General features: G+C 63.5%; 17 protein-coding genes. 16 read left to right on the plus strand and 1 reads right to left on the minus strand.

Annotated elements, in window-relative coordinates:
- The first annotated feature begins 15 nt into the window (after positions 1 to 15).
- From ACOJSI_RS00825 to ACOJSI_RS00900, 16 genes are all read left to right on the plus strand, one after another.
- Positions 16 to 1,548: an acyl-CoA carboxylase subunit beta gene (locus ACOJSI_RS00825; protein ID WP_420136350.1), complete on the plus strand. Its 1,533-nt coding sequence runs from the start codon at positions 16 to 18 to the stop codon at positions 1,546 to 1,548.
- A gap of 37 nt (positions 1,549 to 1,585) precedes the next feature.
- On the plus strand, positions 1,586 to 2,365 hold the full coding sequence (locus ACOJSI_RS00830) for a hypothetical protein (RefSeq protein WP_420136351.1): 780 nt from the start codon (positions 1,586 to 1,588) through the stop codon (positions 2,363 to 2,365).
- Positions 2,366 to 2,396: 31 nt separating this feature from the next.
- The gene (locus ACOJSI_RS00835) at positions 2,397 to 2,972 is read left to right on the plus strand and encodes a hypothetical protein (protein WP_420136352.1); all 576 of its coding nucleotides are present in this window, start codon (positions 2,397 to 2,399) and stop codon (positions 2,970 to 2,972) included.
- 36 nt (positions 2,973 to 3,008) lie between these two features.
- On the plus strand, positions 3,009 to 3,425 hold the full coding sequence (gene mce, locus ACOJSI_RS00840) for a methylmalonyl-CoA epimerase (RefSeq protein ID WP_420136353.1): 417 nt from the start codon (positions 3,009 to 3,011) through the stop codon (positions 3,423 to 3,425).
- A gap of 69 nt (positions 3,426 to 3,494) precedes the next feature.
- The gene (gene scpA / locus ACOJSI_RS00845; RefSeq protein ID WP_420136354.1) at positions 3,495 to 5,681 is read left to right on the plus strand and encodes a methylmalonyl-CoA mutase; all 2,187 of its coding nucleotides are present in this window, start codon (positions 3,495 to 3,497) and stop codon (positions 5,679 to 5,681) included.
- Complete coding sequence (bioB, locus tag ACOJSI_RS00850; protein WP_420136355.1) at positions 5,678 to 6,688, plus strand: biotin synthase BioB; 1,011 nt, start codon at positions 5,678 to 5,680, stop codon at positions 6,686 to 6,688. Before scpA ends, bioB begins: the two co-directional genes overlap by 4 nt.
- 37 nt (positions 6,689 to 6,725) lie before the next feature.
- Complete coding sequence (locus ACOJSI_RS00855; RefSeq protein WP_420136356.1) at positions 6,726 to 8,705, plus strand: biotin carboxylase N-terminal domain-containing protein; 1,980 nt, start codon at positions 6,726 to 6,728, stop codon at positions 8,703 to 8,705.
- A gap of 58 nt (positions 8,706 to 8,763) precedes the next feature.
- Positions 8,764 to 9,921 (plus strand): acyl-CoA dehydrogenase family protein, encoded by a 1,158-nt coding sequence (locus ACOJSI_RS00860; protein WP_420136357.1) that lies wholly within the window; start codon positions 8,764 to 8,766, stop codon positions 9,919 to 9,921.
- A 43-nt stretch (positions 9,922 to 9,964) separates the two neighbouring features.
- Complete coding sequence (locus ACOJSI_RS00865; protein WP_420136358.1) at positions 9,965 to 11,563, plus strand: carboxyl transferase domain-containing protein; 1,599 nt, start codon at positions 9,965 to 9,967, stop codon at positions 11,561 to 11,563.
- Entirely contained in the window at positions 11,563 to 11,907 is a 345-nt protein-coding gene (locus ACOJSI_RS00870; RefSeq protein WP_420136359.1) for a DUF3088 family protein, read from the plus strand. Before ACOJSI_RS00865 ends, ACOJSI_RS00870 begins: the two co-directional genes overlap by 1 nt.
- A 22-nt stretch (positions 11,908 to 11,929) precedes the next feature.
- The gene (locus ACOJSI_RS00875) at positions 11,930 to 12,409 is read left to right on the plus strand and encodes a nuclear transport factor 2 family protein (RefSeq protein WP_420136360.1); all 480 of its coding nucleotides are present in this window, start codon (positions 11,930 to 11,932) and stop codon (positions 12,407 to 12,409) included.
- Positions 12,406 to 13,125 (plus strand): CPBP family intramembrane glutamic endopeptidase, BDIM_20840 family, encoded by a 720-nt coding sequence (locus ACOJSI_RS00880; protein ID WP_420136361.1) that lies wholly within the window; start codon positions 12,406 to 12,408, stop codon positions 13,123 to 13,125. The genes ACOJSI_RS00875 and ACOJSI_RS00880 overlap by 4 nt, the downstream gene beginning before the upstream one ends.
- A gap of 7 nt (positions 13,126 to 13,132) precedes the next feature.
- Positions 13,133 to 15,049, plus strand: coding sequence for an acetyl/propionyl/methylcrotonyl-CoA carboxylase subunit alpha (locus tag ACOJSI_RS00885; RefSeq protein WP_420136362.1), 1,917 nt, complete (start codon positions 13,133 to 13,135; stop codon positions 15,047 to 15,049).
- Positions 15,049 to 15,501, plus strand: coding sequence for a MaoC family dehydratase (locus ACOJSI_RS00890; RefSeq protein ID WP_420136363.1), 453 nt, complete (start codon positions 15,049 to 15,051; stop codon positions 15,499 to 15,501). The genes ACOJSI_RS00885 and ACOJSI_RS00890 overlap by 1 nt, the downstream gene beginning before the upstream one ends.
- The gene (locus ACOJSI_RS00895) at positions 15,501 to 16,334 is read left to right on the plus strand and encodes an HpcH/HpaI aldolase/citrate lyase family protein (RefSeq protein WP_420136364.1); all 834 of its coding nucleotides are present in this window, start codon (positions 15,501 to 15,503) and stop codon (positions 16,332 to 16,334) included. Before ACOJSI_RS00890 ends, ACOJSI_RS00895 begins: the two co-directional genes overlap by 1 nt.
- Complete coding sequence (locus tag ACOJSI_RS00900; protein ID WP_420136365.1) at positions 16,331 to 17,188, plus strand: sulfurtransferase; 858 nt, start codon at positions 16,331 to 16,333, stop codon at positions 17,186 to 17,188. Before ACOJSI_RS00895 ends, ACOJSI_RS00900 begins: the two co-directional genes overlap by 4 nt.
- Here ACOJSI_RS00900 and ACOJSI_RS00905 read toward each other — a convergent pair.
- A complete protein-coding gene (locus ACOJSI_RS00905) occupies positions 17,185 to 18,234 on the minus strand; it encodes a 1,9-bis(guanidino)-5-aza-nonane synthase (RefSeq protein ID WP_420136366.1) in 1,050 nt (349 codons plus the stop codon). The two genes, ACOJSI_RS00900 and ACOJSI_RS00905, sit on opposite strands and share 4 nt — an antisense overlap.
- Between the last annotated feature and the right edge of the window lie 29 nt (positions 18,235 to 18,263).

An 18,263-nucleotide genomic window follows, 5' to 3' on the forward strand; every position in this document is an offset into this window, starting at 1 on the left:
CGACGAGAGGACTGAATGCTGGCAATCCTGCAGAAGCTGGAAGAAAAGCGTGCCCAGGCAAAAATGGGCGGCGGGCAAAAGCGCATCGACGCCCAACATGCCAAGGGACGACTAACCGCACGCGAGCGGCTGGACGTCTTGCTGGATCCCGGTTCGTTCGAAGAACTCGACATGTATGTCGAGCATAATTGCGTCGATTTCGGCATGGCCGATCAGGTCGTACCGGGCGATGGCGTGGTGACCGGATCGGGCACGATCAACGGCCGCCTGGTATTCGTGTTCAGCCAGGACTTCACCGTTTTCGGTGTCTCGCTGTCCGAACGGCATGCTCAGAAGATCTGCAAGGTGATGGATATGGGCTTGAAGGTTGGCGCCCCTGTTATCGGCCTCAACGATTCGGGCGGGGCGCGCATCCAGGAAGGCGTGGCCAGCCTGGGCGGCTATGCCGAGGTCTTTCAGCGCAATGTGCTCGCGTCGGGCGTGGTGCCGCAGATCAGCCTGATCATGGGGCCGTGCGCCGGCGGTGCGGTCTATTCGCCGGCGATGACCGACTTCATCTTCATGGTGAAGGACAGCTCCTACATGTTCGTGACCGGTCCGGAGGTCGTAAAGACGGTCACGAACGAAGTGGTGACGCAGGAAGAGCTGGGCGGCGCGGTGACACATACGGCCAAATCCGGCGTGGCGGATGTCGCGTTCGAGAACGATATCGAGGCGTTGCTGGCAACGCGCGCTTTCTTCGATTTTCTGCCTCTATCGAACCGCCACGATCTTCCGGAACGGCCGACGGAGGACCGGTGGGACCGGACCGATCCCAGCCTGGACACGCTCATCCCGGACAGCGCCAACAAGCCCTATGACATGAAGGAGCTAATCGCGAAGGTCGTCGATGAGGGCGACTTCTTCGAGGTGCAGCCGACCCATGCCGGCAATATCCTGATCGGCTTCGGCCGGATCGAGGGACGCACGATCGGCATCGTCGCCAATCAGCCGATGGTGCTGGCGGGCGTGCTGGACATCAATTCGTCGAAGAAGGCGGCGCGGTTCGTGCGCTTCTGCGACGCCTTCGAAATACCGATCGTGACGTTCGTCGACGTACCGGGTTTCCTGCCGGGCGTGGCGCAGGAGCATAACGGCATCATCAAACATGGCGCCAAGCTGCTCTTTGCTTATGGCGAGGCGACCGTGCCCAAGATCACGGTGATTACCCGCAAGGCGTATGGCGGCGCCTATGACGTCATGGCGTCCAAGCATCTGCGCGGAGACCTCAATTATGCTTGGCCGACCGCGGAGATCGCGGTGATGGGCGCGAAGGGGGCGGTGGAGATCATCTTCCGCCAAGAGGCAAAGGATCCGGAGAAGCTCGCGCAGCGCACAGCCGAATATGAGGCAAGGTTCGCCAATCCGTTCGTTGCGGCGAGCAAGGGCTTCATCGACGAAGTGATCATGCCCCGTTCGACCCGGCGTCGCATCGCGCTTGGGCTGCGGAAGCTGCGGAATAAGCAGCTCGATAACCCTTGGAAGAAGCACGACAATATTCCGTTGTAGGCGTCTCTGTTCGACGCTTAACAGGGCAGCGTAAGCGATGGCAAAGTCGAAACCAACGATCATCATCGCCGTGATCATCGGGGCATTGATTGGCGGCTGGATCACCAGAAACGGCTTCGATGCCCAGAGGGACACGGCCGTCTTGCTTGCACTGGTGATGCCTTTAGCGCTGGGCATCGGGATCTATAATCTCATCGTCAACGCGCAGCGGCGGAACCGCAAAGTGGATCTACGCAGCGACGCCGAGCGGCGTTACCTTTTGGCCGATCGACCCAGTTCCGGTGCGCGAGTGCTCATCTACCGAGAAGGGTTCATCGCGAAGATGTCGGGGTTCGATATAGCGATTGACGGCGTGCTTCGCGCACAGCTCCAGAGCCCTCAGGCGGTCGCGATCGATCTACCGCCTGGAGGGCATGTTTTGATGGTGGGCGTTCCCCATCGCAAGCCGCAGTCCTTCTCGTTCACGCTTGCGTTCGGCGAAATCGCTGTGATCCGGATAGCGATGCGGACCGCCATCACCGGCTGCCAGATAGCGAGCCAGCCGTTGAACGAGGCGCTCCCTAGCTTGCGGACGTACCGATGGTGCAGCCGATTGCGATGGCTTGAGGTACGGACGGCAACCGACGTGTGGGAGGCTTGTTGCCAGAACTCAGGACCCTTCGGAACAAATAGCGCGAAAAGCCCTAAAAGAAGTACAGCAATATCCCGCTTAGGAAGCTCACCGGGGCGCGTGTGCGACCGCGTGGGCCTATCGCCGGATCTTGGCAGCTTACTGCGATTTTTGGAGGAAGGAACGGCCGGACCGGCTCTTTGTTGATCATGGGTCAGAATGCAAAAGGGGACGATCAATGATGAAATCCAAGCCCGTAATCATTGTCATGGCCATCCTGGGCGCGATTATCGGCGTCTGGGCCGGTTCGCATGTAGGCGATTCCGGTTTTGCGCAGCTGCTGATGCTCGGCATCTTTGGATTGCTGGCCTATTTGATTTTCAATGGACTGCGGCGAAATCGCAAGCTTGAGGTGGTCAGCGCGGCGGACCGCAATCGCATCCTCGGCGATCAGCCAAGTGGGGCGCGTGCCATTGTCTACCGCGAGGGCTTCGTGGCAAAATTGTCCGGCTTCGACATTGCCATCGATGGCGTGGATCATGCGCAGCTCAAGAGCCCGCAATCGGTGGCGATCGATCTGCCGCCTGGCGACCATGAACTGGTGGTCCGCATGGCAGGGAAGCCCCAGCCGGCCTTTCCGTTTGCCGTCGGTGCTGGGGAGGTCGCCGTGCTCCGGATCGGCATGAGCATGACCGGGTGTGAGATCACGCGCGAGGACGGCCCTCAATCCCTGCTCAAGCTGGCTTCCATCCCGATGGTCCGTCCGGATACGGCGCCCGCCGCAGCCATCACACCCACGCCAGCCTGGTCGTGAAGCGCGCGGCGGCCAACATGAACGGATGATAGCAAGATGATGTTCGGCCGCCTTAATCATGTAGGAATAGCGACGCCGTCGATCGAGGCGGCGGTGGCGCTCTATCGCGATCGCCTCGGCGCGACCGCTATCGGTATTCCCTTCGATCTTCCGGCGCAGGGCGTGCGGGTATGCTTCGTCGATACGCCGAACAGCCAGATCGAGCTGCTTGAGCCGTTGGGAGACGATAGTCCGATCCGGCGTTTTCTGGCGAAGAACCCGTTCGGGGGGCAGCATCACATCTGCTTCGAAGTGCCCGATGTGGTTGCGGCCAAGGAGGAGCTGGAAGCCGGCGGCGCAACCGTGTTAGGCGATCCCCGGATCGGCGCGCACGGCACGCTGGTCATCTTCGTTCATCCCAAGGACATGGGCGGCGTGCTGGTCGAACTTATGGAGACGCCGGGTGCGCATTGACTTCTCTCCGTGCCAGTTCGCGCGCTGGCATGATCCCGTCGGGCAGGATGCGTTCATACGGGCGGTAGCGTGACCGACAAGCCCACCTCTGCGGATTGGGCGGCGCTTGCCGCCAAGGAAGTCAAGGGCCGTGATCTCGGCTGGGAAACGCCCGAGGGCATTCCCGTCAAACCGCTCTATACGGCCGAGGATGTACGCGAGATCGATCCGGGCCTGCCCGGCTTTGCGCCGTTCACGCGGGGCGTGCGGGCATCCATGTATGCCGGGCGGCCGTGGACGATCCGGCAATATGCGGGCTTTTCGACCGCGGAGGAGTCCAACGCTTTCTATCGCCGCAACCTTGCGGGCGGGCAGAAGGGGCTGTCGGTCGCGTTCGATCTGGCGACGCATCGTGGCTATGACAGCGACCATCCGCGGGTGGTCGGCGATGTCGGCAAGGCGGGCGTCGCGATCGACACGGTCGAGGATATGAAGATCCTGTTCGACGGCATCCCGTTGGACAAGATGTCGGTCAGCATGACGATGAACGGCGCGGTGATTCCGATCCTGGCCTTCTTCATCGTCGCGGGCGAGGAGCAGGGCGTCGCCCAGGCGCAACTGGACGGGACGATCCAGAACGACATCCTCAAGGAGTTCATGGTCCGCAACACGTACATTTATCCGCCGGCACCGAGCATGCGGATCGTGTCGGACATCATCGCCTACACATCGGCCAACATGCCGAAGTTCAACTCCATCTCCATCTCCGGCTATCATATGCAGGAAGCCGGCGCGACGGCGGTGCAGGAGCTGGCTTTCACCATCGCCGACGGGAAGGAATATGCCAAGGCGGCGATGGCGGCGGGGTTGGACATTGACGCCTTTGCAGGACGTTTGAGCTTCTTCTTCGCGATCGGCATGAACTTCTTCATGGAGGTGGCGAAGCTGCGCGCCGCCCGCAAATTGTGGCATGGCATTATGGATGGCCTGGGCGCCAAGGATGCGCGCTCCAAGATGCTGCGGACGCACTGCCAGACATCGGGCGTGTCGCTGACCGAGCAGGATCCGTACAACAATGTGATCCGCACCACGGTGGAGGCAATGGCGGCGGCGCTGGGGGGAACCCAGTCGCTCCACACCAATGCGCTGGACGAGGCGATCGCGCTGCCGACCGACTTCTCCGCCCGCATCGCGCGCAACACGCAATTGGTGCTGCAGGAGGAAACCGGCATCACCAATGTCGTCGATCCGCTGGGCGGTTCCTATTATGTCGAAGCGTTGACGCAGGAGCTGCACGACCGGGCGCTGGAGATCATCGACCGGGTCGATGCGGAAGGCGGAATGGCCAAGGCGGTCGCCGCCGGCTGGCCCAAGGCGATGATCGAGGAAGCGTCCGCCGCCCGTGCCGCACGGGTCGATCGGCACGAGGACGTGATCGTTGGCGTCAACAAATATACGCTGCCCGAGCAGGACGAATTGTCGATCCTGGACGTCGACAATCATGCGGTGCGCGCCGGGCAGATCGCACGGCTCGAGCGGATCAAGGCAAGCCGCGATGAAGCCGCCTGTCAGGCGACGCTCGATGCGCTGCGCGCTGGCGCGTGCGCGTCACCGCTTCAACAAGCCCAGCCAGAGCAGGGCGGGGTAGGAACGAACCTGCTGGCGCTGGCCGTGGATTGCGCCCGTGCCCGGGCCACGTTGGGCGAGATCAGCCAGGCGATGGAAGATGCGTTTGGCCGTTATGGCACGACGCCCACGCCTGTCTCCGGCGTCTATGGCGGCGCTTATACCGATGATCGCCGCTGGGGTGCGCTGGTGGAAGGTGTGGAGGCTGTCGCCCGTCGGCAGGGGCGGCGGCCCCGCATGCTGGTCGCGAAGATGGGGCAGGATGGGCATGACCGGGGCGCGAACCTGGTATCGTCCGCGTTCGGCGATCTCGGCTTCGAGATTATCGCCGGGCCCTTGTTCCAGACGCCGTCGGAAGCCGCGCAATTGGCGCTGGAACGCGATGTCGACGTGGTGGGGGCATCCAGCCTGGCCGCAGGACACAAGACGCTGATCCCGGAGCTCATTCAGAAGCTGCGCGAGGCGGGGCGGACTGATATCAAGGTCATCGCGGGCGGGGTTATCCCGGCTCAGGATTATGCGTTCCTGCGCGATGCGGGGGTACAGGCGATCTTTGGGCCAGGAACCAATCTGGTAGCTGCGGCAGGCGAAGTGTTGCGTTTGCTGGGGCATAATTTGCCGCCCGAAGATGTGAGTGAGGCTGCCGAATGAACGAGATTAGTGCAATTGCTCCGGCGCCGGTGGCGCCGCTGGATCGCGGCGACGTTGCCGCGCTCTTCAACCTTCCGTTCATGGAGCTGGTTTTTCGCGCGGCCGAGATACACCGCCTGCACCACGACCCCAATCGCGTCGAACGTGCGACCCTGCTGTCGATCAAGACCGGTGGGTGTGCCGAGGATTGCGGCTATTGCTCGCAATCGGCCTATGCCGAGAGCGGCCTGAAAGCCTCCAAGCTGATGGACGTGGACGCCGTGCTGGAAGCGGCGCGCGAAGCCAAGGCGGCGGGATCGGAACGCTTCTGCATGGGCGCGGCATGGCGCGAGCCCAAGGACCGCGACATGGATGCCATCTGCGCGATGGTGGAGGGCGTGAACGCGCTGGGGCTGCAGAGCTGCATGACGCTGGGGATGCTGAGCGACGAACAGGCGCAGCGGCTGGGCGACGCCGGGCTCGATTATTACAACCACAATCTCGACACGTCGCCCGAACATTATGACAAGGTGATCACGACGCGCACGTGGCAGGACCGGCTCGACACGCTGGATCGGGTGCGCGGGCAGGGGATCAATGTCTGCTGCGGCGGCATCGTCGGGATGGGTGAGACTCGGGAGGACCGTGTCGGCTTTCTCCACGCTTTGGCGACCTTGCCCGAGGCGCCGGAGAGCGTGCCGATCAACGCGTTGGTGCCGGTGCCGGGCACGGTGCTGGGCGATATCCTGAAGGACGTGCCGAGCGCGCGCATCGACGATATCGAGTTTGTCCGGACGGTCGCCGTCGCGCGCATCCTGATGCCCACGTCGGTCGTGCGCCTTTCCGCCGGGCGTGAGAGCATGTCCGAGGCGACACAGGCTTTGTGCTTCCTCGCCGGCGCCAGTTCAATCTTCACCGGCGACAAGCTGCTGACGACCGGCAATGCGGGAACCGACAAGGACAGCCTGTTATTCGCGAAGCTTGGGCTGAATGCGGCTGCGCAAAGCGAACCGGCGCCGATGGCATGATGGACGATCGTCAAGGCGACGGATTGCTGGAGCGCTGATGTTCAAGAAAATCCTGATCGCCAATCGCGGCGAGATTGCGTGCCGCGTGATCCGCACGGCGCGCGCGATGGGGATCGAAACGGTGGCGGTCTATTCCGACGCCGATGCCCGCGCGCCGCATGTCGAAATGGCGGATCAGCGGGTCCGGCTGGGGCCGCCGCCGGCCGCGGAATCCTATTTGCTGGCCGAGGCGATCCTGCTGGCTTGCAAGGAGACCGGGGCGGAGGCGGTGCATCCGGGCTACGGCTTCCTGTCCGAGCGCGAGAGCTTCGCGCGGCTGCTGGCGGACAACGGCATTGCCTTCATCGGTCCGCCCCCCGCGGCCATTGCCGCGATGGGCGACAAGATCGAATCCAAGAAGCTGGCGCAGGCGGCCGGGGTATCGGTCGTCCCTGGGTTCATCGGCGAGATCCGCGACACCGATCATGCGGTCGAGATTGCCGGCGGCATCGGCTACCCGGTGATGATGAAGGCGTCGGCCGGCGGCGGCGGCAAGGGCATGCGGCTTGCCTGGTCCGAACAGGATGTGCGCGAGGGGTTCGAGGCGACGAAGCGCGAGGGGCTGGCCAGCTTTGGTGACGATCGCATCTTCATCGAAAAGTTCGTCGAGAGCCCCCGCCATATCGAGATCCAGCTGCTGGGCGACCAGCATGGCAATATCGTCTATCTGGGCGAGCGGGAATGTTCGGTGCAGCGCCGCCACCAGAAGGTGGTGGAGGAGGCGCCGTCGCCGTTCGTCACGCCCGAAATGCGCAAGGCGATGGGCGAGCAGGCGGTCGAACTGGCGCGCGCGGTGGGCTATTATTCGGCCGGTACGGTCGAGTTCATCGCGGGCGCGGACCGCAGCTTCTACTTCCTGGAGATGAATACCCGGCTGCAGGTGGAGCATCCGGTGACGGAATTCGTGACCGGGCTCGACCTGGTCGAGCAGATGATCCGGGTTGCCAATGGCGAGCGGCTGGCCTTCGGCCAGGATGATGTGCGCCTGTCCGGCTGGGCGATCGAGAACCGCGGCTATGCCGAGGATCCCTATCGTGGGTTTCTGCCGTCGACGGGGCGGCTCGTGCGCTATCGGCCGCCTACGGCCACGTCCGAGACGTCCAAGGTCCGCGTCGACGATGGCGTGGTCGAGGGTTCGGAAATCTCGATATTCTACGATCCGATGATCGCCAAGCTTGTCACTTATGGCGAGACGCGCGAACAGGCGATCGACGCGCAGATTGCGGCGCTGGATCGGTTCGAGATCGATGGCATCGGCCACAATGTGGATTTTCTGTCCGCGTTGATGCAGCATCCGCGCTTTCGCGAGGGACGGCTCACCACCGGCTTCATTGCGGAAGAATATCCCGACGGCTTTCAGGGCGCCCCGGTTGCGGCGGCGCTTACCGCGAGGCTTGCTGCCATTGCAGGCGTGGTCGCCTGTGCCGATGCATCGCGCGCGGCGTCGATCGACGGGCGCCTGAACGGGCGGGTCGAGCCGATCTGCGAGTGGATCGTGACGATGGACGGCGCCGAGCATCACGTTGCGGTGGAGGACGGCACCGTGCTGGTCGATGGCGAGACGTTGGTGGTGGACGCCCCCTATGTGCCCGGCCAGCGATTGATTGAGGCCGAGATCGACGGCGAACGATTGTCGGTGCGGCTGACGCGAACTGCAGCCGGCTTCCGGCTGACGACGCGCGGACATGCCCATGAGCTGCGGGTGCTGCCGCCCCACGTCGCCGCGCTTGCCGTCCATATGATCGAAAAGGTGCCGCCCGATCTATCGCGCTTCCTGCTCTGCCCTATGCCGGGCCTGCTGACCGCACTGCACGTGAAGGTAGGCGACAAGGTGGAGGCCGGCCAGCCGCTGGCGGTGGTCGAGGCGATGAAGATGGAGAATATTCTGCGGGCGGAGAAGGCCGGCGTCGTCGCCAAGATCGACGCCGTTCCGGGCGAAAGCCTGGCGGTCGACGCGGCGATCCTGGAGTTCGAGTAGCTTTCAATCCGCAAATGCGGCAGAGCCGTTTCAAAATCAGACACAAAGTTGAGGATGTATGACGGCGCAACCCTTGGACTTCGCGCTTGGCGAGATGGCCGACGCGATTCGCGAGACGACGCAGCGCTTTGCCACCGACAGGATCGCGCCGCTGGCGCCTCGGGTCGATGCCGATGATTGGTTCCCGCTCGAGCTCTGGCCGCAGATGGGCGCGCTCGGCTTGCATGGCATTACGGTGCCGGAGGCGGATGGCGGCCTCGGGCTCGGCTACCTTGAACATGTTGTGGCTTGCGAGGAGGTCAGCCGCGCGTCCGCCTCGGTCGGCTTGTCCTACGGCGCGCACTCCAACCTCTGCGTCAACCAGATCGCGCGCTGGGGTAATGCCGAACAGAAGGCGCGCTATCTGCCGAAGCTGATTTCGGGCGACAATGTCGGCAGCCTCGCAATGTCTGAGGCCAGCGCGGGCTCCGACGTCGTTTCGATGAAGCTGCGGGCGGACAAGGTTGACGGGGGGTACCGGCTCAACGGCACCAAATTCTGGATCACCAACGCCGCCTACGCCGACACGCTGGTAGTCTATGCCAAGACCACGCCGGATGCCGGGTCAAAGGGCATCACTGCTTTCCTGATCGAGAAGGACATGGCCGGCTTCGCGATCGGCCAGAAGATTGACAAGATGGGCATGCGCGGCTCACCGACCGCAGAGCTGGTGTTCAGCGACTGCTTCGTGCCGGACGAGAATGTGATGGGTCCGATCGACGGCGGCGTGAAGGTGCTGATGTCGGGCCTCGATTACGAGCGCGTGGTGCTCTCCGGCATTCAGCTTGGCATCATGCAGGCCTGCCTGGATGTGGTGGTTCCTTATCTTCAGGAGCGCAAGCAGTTCGGCAAACCGATCGGTGCCTTCCAGCTGATGCAGGCCAAGATCGCCGATATGGTCGTGGCGCTGAACTCGGCCCGGGCCTATTCCTATGCGGTCGCACGCGCCTGCGACGCCGGCAAAACGACGCGGCACGATGCTGCGGGTGCGATCCTCTATGCGAGCGAGAATGCGGTAAAGGTCGCGAACGAGGCTGTGCAGGCGCTGGGCGGCGCCGGCTACACCAAGGACTGGCCGGTCGAACGCTATCTGCGCGACGCCAAGCTGCTCGACATCGGTGCCGGCACCAACGAGGTGCGGCGGATGCTGATCGGCCGGGAAGTGCTCGGCGTATGAGGCGCCGTTCCTCCGCACGTCAAAGCCTGCATCCGGTGCGGCCATGACGCGGCTAACCTCGCTGGTGGATACCAACTCGGATAGTTTCCGCGCCAACGCGGCGCACAATCGTGCGCTGGTCGACGCGCTGCGGACCAAGGTTGCGCAAGCGGCATTAGGAGGATCGGAGGCATCGCGCGAACGGCATGTCGCGCGGGGCAAGTTGCTACCGCGCGACCGCGTGACGCGACTGCTCGACCCAGCGTCGCCATTCCTGGAAATCGGGCAGCTGGCCGCGAACGGCCTCTATGGCGATGAAGTGCCCGGCGCGGGCCTGATCGCTGGCATCGGCCGGGTGGCCGGCCGCGAGGTGATGATCGTTGCGAATGACAGCACGGTCAAAGGCGGCACTTACTATCCGCTGACGGTGAAGAAGCATCTGCGCGCGCAGGAGATCGCGCAGGAGAACAGGCTGCCCTGCGTCTATCTGGTCGATAGCGGCGGCGCCAATCTGCCACACCAGGCGGAAGTATTCCCCGACCGCGATCATTTCGGCCGCATCTTCTTCAACCAGGCCAACATGTCGGCGCTCGGCATCCCGCAGATCGCGAGCGTCATGGGCAGCTGCACCGCCGGCGGCGCCTATGTTCCCGCCATGTCCGACGAAAGCGTGATCGTGCGCGGGCAGGGGACGATCTTTCTGGCCGGGCCGCCGTTGGTGAAGGCTGCCACCGGCGAGGTGATCTCCGCCGAGGAACTGGGCGGCGCCGAAACGCACGGGCGGAAGTCTGGCGTGGTCGACCATATCGCCGAGAATGACGATCACGCGCTGACCATCGTCCGTGATATCGTTGCCACGCTGGCCCGCCCGAAAACGGCGGATGTCGATCTGGAGGAGCCACGTCCGCCGCGGCTGGACGCGCAAGACCTATACGGTATCGTCCCGACCGATGTCCGGGCGCCCTATGACGTCCATGAGGTGATTGCGCGCATCGTCGACGGATCCGAACTGCACGAGTTCAAGGCCAATTACGGCACGACTTTGGTCTGCGGCTTTGCGCGCATCTGGGGCATGCCGGTGGCGATCCTCGCCAATAACGGCGTGCTGTTCAGCGAGAGTGCGCAGAAAGGCGCCCATTTCATCGAGCTTGCCTGCCAGCGTCGCGTCCCGCTGTTGTTCCTGCAGAATATCTCCGGCTTCATGGTGGGCGGGAAGTATGAGGCGGAAGGCATTGCGAAACATGGCGCAAAGCTGGTGACAGCAGTCGCGACGGCGTCCGTGCCCAAGATTACCGTCCTGATCGGGGGGAGCTTCGGCGCCGGCAATTACGGTATGTGCGGCCGCGCCTATCAACCGCGCTTCCTGTTCACCTGGCCGAATGCGCGGATCAGCGTGATGGGCGGGGAACAGGCGGCGTCCGTACTCGCCACAGTGCATCGCGATGCGGACAAGTGGACGCCGGACGAGGCCGAGGCGTTCAAGGCACCGATCCGCCAGACCTATGAGGATGAGGGCAACCCCTATTATGCGACCGCACGTTTGTGGGACGACGGCATCATCGATCCCGTGCAGACGCGGGATGTGCTGGGGCTGGCGCTGGCCGCAACGACGAACGCACCCATTCCGGAGCGCGCCCAGTTCGGCATCTTCAGGATGTACTAATGAAAGACCGACTCTACCTGCTCGACAATATGTTCCCGGATGCTGACCTGCCGGGTAGGACCTTCTATTGCCGGGATTGCATCACCGTGTACGGTTTGCTCGCCGCATTCCCGGAGCGGTGCGAAAAGCTCGAGGTCATTCGTAGCCCGTATCCGCGACCGCGCGCCAGCGTGGTCCAGCAGCTAGGGGAGGCGCATCAATGGCTTCCGGTGCTGGTATTCGCATCGGATGCGCCGCGCGAACTCGCCGATGGCGAACATGAGGGTGTGCGGTTCGTCACCGATATGAAGCGGCTGCTCCATGCGCTTCACGTGCGTCACGGCTTTCCCGAAGCGCACCCCTGAGCCGAGCTTGAAGGATTGATCGATGCTGTTGGGCCTGCTGATCCTCGCCGCCGCAACCAACAATAAGCTTCCGCGCTGGGAAGCCATGCCGCCACCCGCCGGAGCGGAAGCCGCGGTGATGGCCCCGATCAACGCGCTATTAGCGGGATTGGAAAAGCGGGATGGTGCCGCGATCCTCGCCCAGGTGATGCCTGCCGGCGGCGCGACCTCTGCCACGGAGATGCCGGATGGGACGCGCACTATTCGCCATATGAGTTGGCAGGAATTTGCCGGCGGCATTTCCGGACGGTCGGAGGAAATTCGGGAAACGCTCAACGATCCGGCCGTAGAGGTCGATGGCGACATTGCGATGGTCTGGTCGCGCTATACCTTCACCCTCGGCGGCAAGGTTCATCACTGCGGAGTCGATCATTTCGACCTGGTGCGGGATGGCGGCGCCTGGAAGATACTCAACATCACCTGGTCCTCGCGCACAACCGGCTGTGAGAACGGCACGGAATGACGACTGACCTGATCTCGATCGGCGCTATCCTGCTGATGCTGCTGGTCGTGGGTGGCATAATGGGCGCGCTTCAGCGCGGTGGATTCTCCTTTGGCTGGCTGCTCGTGGCGGCCGGCCTGGTGCTATTGAACGATGCGCTGCTCACCAATTTCTACCATCACGGGCCGCGCCTGCTGCCTACTTCGAGCTGGAACTGGCAGGGCAAATTGTTCGCCTTGCTCGCCACCCTCGTCATCGCGGCGTTGCCCCGCTTCGGCTGGAGGAAATGCGGGCTGACGTTTCGCCAAAACCCCAAAGGACGAAGATCCGCGATCATCGTGGCTCTGCTGGTCTGTGCGGTCTTCATTTACTTCGCAATCAAGGCGCCGAACGGCCCGATTGACCGGGAAGCTCTGGCATTTCAGTTGACCATGCCGGGCCTGGAAGAAGAGCCGTTCTACCGCGGCATACTCTTGCTCGCGCTGAACGAAGCTTTCCGGGCGCGTGCGAACGTCCTGGGCGTCCAATTGGGGTGGGGCGGGATCCTGTCTTGCGCCTTGTTCGGATTGGCGCACGCCTTTGGCTACTCGCATGGTGCGTTCCATTTCGAGCCTATGGCGATGGCGTTGACTGCGGGGCCAGCGCTGATCCTGGTGTGGCTGCGCGAACGTACAGGAAGCGTTCTCCTCCCCATATTGCTGCACAATTTCGGCAATTCCATTTCCATCCTGATCTAGGCGGCCGATGATCCAATCCCTTCTTATCGCCAACCGCGGTGAAATCGCCCGGCGGATCATGCGGACGGCGCGCGCCTTGGGGGTTCGCACGATCGCCGTATATTCGGAGGTCGATGCGGCCATGCCGTTCGTGCGGGAGGCGGATGATGCGGTCTGCATCGGACCCGCGCCTGCACGGGAAAGCTACCTGGACCAGGCCAAGATCCTGGCGGCGGCGCGGCAAACCGGGGCGGAGGCGATCCACCCCGGCTATGGCTTCCTGTCGGAAAATGCGGACTTCGCAGAAGCCGTCATCGCGGCCGGACTGGTGTGGGTCGGCGCGCCACCCGCGGCGATCCGCGCTATGGGGCTGAAGGATGCTGCCAAGGCTCTGATGAGTGAAGCCGATGTGCCGGTAACGCCTGGCTATCTGGGCGAAGATCAGTCGACAGAGCGTTTGCACGCTGAGGCGGACGCGATCGGGTATCCTGTCTTGATCAAGGCCGTCGCCGGCGGCGGCGGGAAGGGAATGCGCCGCGTGGAAAGGTCCGGCGACTTTTCCGATGCGCTCGCCTCGTGTCGGCGTGAGGCCGCGTCCTCCTTCGGCGACGATCGCGTGCTGCTGGAAAAGTATATCCTCAATCCGCGGCATATCGAGGTGCAGGTGTTCGGCGATATGCACGGCAATGTCGTGCATCTGTTCGAGCGCGACTGCTCGCTGCAGCGCCGCCACCAGAAAGTGATCGAGGAAGCGCCCGCGCCGGGCATGGATGGGGCGACACGGGAGGCGATCTGCGCCGCCGCGGTAAAGGCGGCCAAGGCGGTCGATTATGTCGGCGCAGGCACGATCGAGTTCATCGCCGACGCCTCCGAAGGGCTGCGCGCCGACCGCATCTGGTTCATGGAGATGAACACCCGGCTACAGGTCGAGCATCCCGTCACCGAGGAGATTACGGGGCAGGACCTGGTCGAGTGGCAGCTTCGCGTCGCCAGCGGCGAGCCTTTGCCGAAGCGGCAGGAGGAACTCTCGATTAACGGCTGGGCGATGGAAGCGCGGCTCTATGCCGAAGATCCGGCGCGCAACTTCATGCCATCGATCGGCCCTATCGATCATCTCGTGCTACCTGCTGACATACGGTGCGACAGCGGCGTTGAGGAGGGCGGCGAAGTGTCTTCCTTCTATGATCCCATGATCGCCAAGCTGATCGCGCACGGCCCAGCTCGCGACGACGCCATTGCGGATCTGGCGGCGGCCTGCGCCGACGTTCAATGCGAGCCGGTGAAGACCAACGCCTGGTTTCTGGTACGCATCTTGGAGAGCCCGCCTTTTCAGGCAGGGAAAATGACGACCAATACCATCGCCGAACTTGGGGACGCGCTGGTTGCCGCGCCTGAGCCAAGTGAGGATTTGCTTCAGGTCGCCGCAAGCGCAGCCGTCTTCGACAGCGGCGTCGCTCCAGCCAGACTGGGCGAGCCTGCCTTTGCGCGTTTCGCCGGCCTCCTGGGATTTCGGCTCAACCGGCCGCCGGATCAACGCGTCCGGCTGGACGTCGACGGCAGCTTCCGTGAGGTCACCTTCGATCTGCTTGCGGAAGATGATACGCGTCTCCAGCATTTCGGCGCGACGCGAAGCGACACATCAACGATCCTGTTCGAGGACGGCGCTGCCTATGTGACGTCAGCCTATGTTCCGCGCGCGTGTCGCGATGGTGCGATAGGGTCCGGCGCGGTCAGCGCCCCCATGCCCGGCCGGATCGTTTCCGTAGAGGTGCACCAGGGTATGAAGGTCGAAGCCGGACAACGTCTGGTGGTGCTGGAGGCGATGAAGATGGAACAGGCCCTGATCGCACCTTTCGCAGGCACGGTCGGCGAACTTTCCGCCCGAGCGGGCGCGCAGGTAAGCGAGGGCACCGTGCTGGTGCGCATCGAGCGCGAGGACGCGTAATGGCAGGGCGCTATTTCGACGAGTGGCAGATCGGCGACAGGATCGAGCATCCGATCCGTCGGACGGTAACCGAAACAGACAACCTCCTTTTTTCGACAATGACGCACAATCCGCAGCCGCTGCACATTGATGCCGAGGCAGCGAAGGCGAGCGAGTTCGGCCAGATCCTGGTCAACGGCACCTTTACGTTCGCGCTGATGGTCGGGCTGTCGGTCGGCGAGACGACGCTGGGCACGCTGCTGGCCAATCTGGGCTACGACAAGCTCGTAATGCCCAAGCCGGTGTTCTTGGGCGACACGATCCGCGTCGCGACCGACGTGGTCGCGCTCAAGCCGAGCAAGTCGCGCCCGGGCGCCGGCATCGTCACGTTCGAACATCGCGCGCTTAACCAGCGGGACGAGATCGTCTGCTCCTGCCTGCGCATGGCGTTGATCCAGGGAAAGCCCGCCTGATGCGGCTGCGCTCGCTCCTGTTCGTGCCGGGCGATCGGCCAGACCGCATGGAGAAGGCGCTGGCGTCAGGCGCGGACGCGCTGATCCTCGATCTGGAGGATTCGGTCGCACTGGGGCGCAAGGCTGCGGCGCGCGCGGCAGTCCGATCCTTTCTGTCGAGCAACCGCCCGCTTTCAGTTTTGGTGCGGGTGAACCCCTTGAGCAGTCCTTTCATCGATGCCGACCTGGAGGCGCTGCAGGGTGTGCGGGCCGACGGGATCATGCTGCCCAAGGCGGAAGGCGCCGCAAGCATCGGGGCGATCGCACACCGCACAGACCTTCCCATTCTGCCAATCGCGACCGAAACGCCAGCGGCCCTTTTCCAGCTGGGTAGCTATGGCGAGGTTGCCGATCGGCTGATCGGTTTGACCTGGGGCGCGGAGGATCTGCCCGCCGCGATCGGCGCGACCGCGGCGCGGGAGCCGGACGGGCGTTATACCGCGCCGCTGGAGACGGTGCGCTCGCTTGCTCTGTTCGCTGCGCATGCCGCGCATGTCGCCGCGATCGAGACAGTCTATCCGGCGTTTCGGGATTTGGAGGGTTTGTCGGCCTATGCCGCCCGCGGCGCACGGGACGGTTTTAGCGGTATGATGGCGATCCATCCCGATCAGGTCGCCCCGATCAATGCCGCTTTCACTCCAAGCGAGGCGGAGGTTACGGCAGCGCTCGCGATCGTCGCGGCATTTACGGCGCAACCCGACGCGGGGGTACTAGCGGTGGACGGGAAGATGGTCGATGCCCCGCATCTGGCCCAGGCACGCCGGCTGCTCGGCCGGGCAGGGGAGGATGCATGACCTATCAGACGTTGATCGATGTCGACGCCTTGGCGGACTTGATCGAACAGGGCCGTGCCATCCTATTCGATTGCCGGTTCGACCTGACGGATGTTCACGCAGGCCGGTCAGCCTATCTGCAAGGCCACATACCCGGTGCGTTCTATATCGATCTGGAGCAGGACCTGTCCGGCACGCCCGATGGCCATAATGGTCGCCACCCTTTGCCCGACCGTGCGGCTTTTGCGGCGCGTATGGCGGCACTGGGGGTAAGCGACGGCCTACAGGTCGTCGGATACGACACATCGGGCGGCTTCTATGCGTCGCGTCTCTGGTGGATGCTGCGTTGGGCAGGCCACCGCGATGTCGCCGTCCTCGATGGTGGCCTCGCCGCCTGGACAGCCGCCGGCAAAACGTTGGTGACGGGAGAAGAGCCTGTGCGGGCGACCGGGACGTTCCGGATGTCGGCGGACCCGGCGATGGGTGCGGTAGACGTGCGCGCGATCCAAGCAAATCTTGGTAGCGGCGAAGCGTTGCTGATCGATGCGCGTACGCCCGAGCGTTTTGCCGGCCAGCCGCATCCGCTCGACGCCACATCCGGCCATATACCGGGCGCCGCCAACCGCTTCTATCAGCGCAATATGGATGGGGACAGCCGGTTCAAACCGGCAGAGGAACTGCGGCGGGAATTCGCGGCAATCCTGGGGGATGCCGGGCCGGAGCAGGTGGTGCACCAATGCGGATCGGGCGTGACCGCAACCCATAATCTGCTGGCAATGGAAATAGCCGGTCTGACCGGCTCGCAACTTTATCCGGGCTCATGGAGCGAGTGGACCAGTAATCCAACTCGCCCCATTGCCACAGGTTCGGATTAAGCGAACAGCTTCGCCCAACCACGCTTCTCGCGGTTCTTCCAATGGCCGCGATGATAGGCGTCGGATGCCAGTAGCGGCACGACCGAGCCGGCCTCTGCGAACACCATCTGCTCGATCGCCGTGTTCACCTTGCCCCAGCTCGCCGCTTCCTGCAGCGTCGAGGATGAGCAGGCACCGTCGCGTACGTCGGCAACGGTGATCTGGATCGCGTACTTGTGCACTTCGACGTCCTCGTGGCCGAGGATTTCGGCGCACACGACGGTGTCCTGTGTGAAGTTCTTCGGCACGCCGCCGCCGATCATGAGCAGGCCGGTGACGCCGGCCTTGATCTTGATGTCAGTCAGTTCGCGGAAGTCGGCGATCGAATCGATCGTCAGGTAGGGCTTGCCCGCCTTCATCGAATCGACCTGATGCTTGACGAGGCCGAAGCCTGCCGAGGAGTCCGTGAACGCCGGGCAGAAGATCGGCACGTCATGCTCGTAGGCGAGCTTGACCAGGCTGTTCTCCTTCTTGCCGTGCTCGACCAGATATTTGCCCATCTCACGGATGAAGGCGCGCGACGAATAGGCCTTGGGCTCGAGCGATTCAGCGATCTCGAAGATCGTGTGGTCGACGTGCTGGAGGTCTTCCTCGTCGATATAGGTGTCGTAGATACGGTCGATCAGCAGCGAACGCAGCGTATCGTCGTCCGGCACTTCCAGCGCCTGGAAATGCTTGTGGCCCAGGCCCTCGAAGAAATCCATGTCGACGATGGTCGCGCCGGTGGCGATGATGCCGTCGACCATGTTCGAGCGGACAAGTTCGGCATAGGCGTCCATGCAGCCGCCGGCCGAGGTCGAACCTGCGATCACCAGGAAGATGGTGCAATCCTTGTCGGCCAGCATGTCGTTATAGATGCCGGTCGCACGCGCCAGATCGCGGCTGGTGAAGCTCATCTTGCCCATGGCATCGATGATCGGACGGGCATCGTAGCTGCGGATGTCGATATGCTCGACGGTAGTGGAGAGCAGCTCCGCCTTGCGGGTGTCGTTGACAGGTACGTTCATGGGAAATCCCCGTGCACATATGAACCGAC

Source organism: Sphingomonas sp. (assembly GCF_048595155.1).
Taxonomy (GTDB): domain Bacteria; phylum Pseudomonadota; class Alphaproteobacteria; order Sphingomonadales; family Sphingomonadaceae; genus Sphingomonas_I.